We start from the raw sequence: 2,218 nt of genomic DNA, 5'->3' as shown, positions 1-2,218 counted from the left end.
CTTACTTTCCGCAGGTCGCCGATTGAATTTCCGCGTAATTTCCCGGGCGCCGGTAGGTCAGGGTTTGCGGGGCGCTTCGGCGTCAATCAGGCGTTCGGTTTCGTCCTCCCAGGCCTGCATCAGCCTCTTCGCCTGCCGGTAGTTGGCGATGGCACGCCGTAACACGGCGGCTTGCTCGGGTGAGACCGTCCGATGGACAAGCTTGCCGTCTTTCATGTGCCCCCACTCATAGTACGGGCCGTGGCGTGCGTCGGGATCCTGCGCGCAGCGGCAGCCCGGCTTGCCGCAGACCTTCATGCGTTCCAGTAGCGTCCCGGAACACAGATAGTCGATCGCATTTAGCCTCTCACGGATGCGCTCGATCCGCTCGCGAGCTTGCTTGATGATGGCTTCGGGACGGCGTGGCATAAACTTGACTTTTAGGCGTCTGTCGCTAATCTTAGCGACAGAATGAAAGGCACGCAAGAACCTTCTCCGCACAAGGCTCGCTTCATCCTTCACAGCGAGCGATTGGGTCCTTTACCCCTCATCAATCACTTCATTCAACGCATTGGCCTGGAGGACGTGCTCGATCGACACGTCCCCTCGGACGCACGCTGTGCGGTTCCTCACGCCAGAGCCCTGGGCGTCCTGCTGCGCTCGATCATCGTCGAACGCGAGCCGATTTACCGCCAACACGACACCGTGCACGGCTTCGCCAGTGGGATGTTCGGCATCCATGCGGAGGAGATGGCGCACCTCGGCGATGATCGGCTCGGACGCGCGCTGGATCGGCTGTTTGACGCCGACCGGGCGGCCTTGTTGACCGAGGTGGCGTTGGCAGTCGGGGAGCGTTTCGGCGTGAACTTCGACGAGTGCCATAACGACAGCACTTCGATCCGCTTCTGCGGCAGCTATCGTGGCGCCTCAGGCCGCAAGATTCGTGGGCGAACCGCACCGGTGATCACCTATGGCCACTCAAAGGACCATCGCCCCGATCTGAAGCAGTTGCTGTTCATCCTCACCATGACCGCCGACGGCAACATTCCCATCGCGTTTCGCTGTGCCGACGGCAACGCGAGCGACTCGCGTACCCACATCGAGACCTGGAATACGCTGCGCGCCGTGGCAGGGCGCAGCGACTTTCTCTATGTGGCCGATTCAAAACTGTGTTCGCGAGAAAACACGGACTACATTGATCGCGCGGGCGGGCGCTTTGTTACCGTGATGCCCCGCAACCGGTTGGAAGACAGCGAGTTCCGCCACTGGATCCAGACCAACACCCCTGATTGGACCTGTGTGTGCGACCGCCCCAATCGACGCCACAGCGACGGGCCGCGCGACTGCTGGTATGTCTATCGAGCGCCGTTACCGTCTGCCGAAGCCTGGCCAGTCGTGTGGGTCTGGAGCGCGCTACTCACGCTACGCCAGGAGGCCCGGCGGCGCAGAAACATTGCCGCGGCCATTGAAGCGCTCCAACAGTTACGCGCGCGGCTCGCCGGCGCGAAGACGAGACTGCGGGGCGCCGCCGAGATCGATCTGCAGCTCAAGGGGATTCTCGAGAAGCACCACGTCGGCCGCTACCTGAAAGTCCGCCGCACCGTGCGCGAAGAACATCAGTACACGCAGACCCGGCGGGGTCGCCCCGGACCCGAGACCGCTTACCGCAAGATCACCAAGCGGCGCTTTGACATCGAGTGGACCACGGACGATGAGGCGATCGCCTATGACCACAAAAGCGATGGCATGTACCCGCTGATGACCAACGATCGCAGCCTGTCACCGGCCCAGGTGCTGGAAGCCCACAAGGGCCAGCCCATGATCGAAAAGCGCTTCGAACAGGTCAAGACCGTGCACGAGATCGCGCCCGTGTTCCTGAAGGACGAGGGCAGAATCGAGGCGCTCTTCACCCTCTACTTCCTCGCGCTACTCGTGCAGGCGCTCATCGAGCGCGAGCTACGTCTTGCTATGAAGCGCGAGCACATCGATGAACTTCCTCTGTACCCGGAGCAGCGTCAGTGCAGACGCCCCACTACCGAACAAATCTTACGTTTATTCAGTCTCGCTGAGCGCCACAAGTTGATCGAAGGTGCGCACACCGTGCAAGTCTTTGACGTGCCGCTCACGGATCTGCAGCGTCAGGTGCTCACGTTACTCGGCGTCTCAGAGCACGCCTTTCGGACGCCAGGCTAGCAACGAAATTCGCGTCAAATTGTGTTCTCGACGTGCGGAATGTAAG

The 2,218-nt window shown here is 61.4% G+C and carries 2 protein-coding genes; one reads left to right on the top strand and one right to left on the bottom strand.

The features are described from left to right. Positions 1-57 precede the first annotated feature (57 nt). Positions 58-408 carry a DUF6788 family protein gene (locus ACGLHR_RS51490; RefSeq protein WP_400103811.1) on the bottom strand — a complete coding sequence of 117 codons (351 nt, stop codon included), beginning with the start codon at positions 406-408 and terminating at the stop codon, positions 58-60. A 42-nt stretch (positions 409-450) separates the two neighbouring features. Here ACGLHR_RS51490 and ACGLHR_RS51485 point away from each other — a divergent pair, with 42 nt between their 5' ends. Continuing rightward, entirely contained in the window at positions 451-2,172 is a 1,722-nt protein-coding gene (locus ACGLHR_RS51485) for an IS1634 family transposase (RefSeq protein ID WP_400103809.1), read from the top strand. Positions 2,173-2,218 lie beyond the last annotated feature (46 nt).

It is taken from the genome of Cupriavidus sp. CuC1, assembly GCF_044627735.1.
Classification (GTDB): domain Bacteria; phylum Pseudomonadota; class Gammaproteobacteria; order Burkholderiales; family Burkholderiaceae; genus Cupriavidus; species Cupriavidus ulmosensis.
Note: the sequence above shows the minus strand (reverse complement) of the source record. Positions and strands in the feature narration are given on the sequence as shown.

Coding starts and splice junctions, on each gene's coding strand:
- ACGLHR_RS51485 (WP_400103809.1), top strand. CDS start 451: ATGAAAGGCACGCAAGAACCTTCTCCGCACAAGGCTCGCTTCATCCTT.
- ACGLHR_RS51490 (WP_400103811.1), bottom strand. CDS start 408: ATGCCACGCCGTCCCGAAGCCATCATCAAGCAAGCTCGCGAGCGGATC.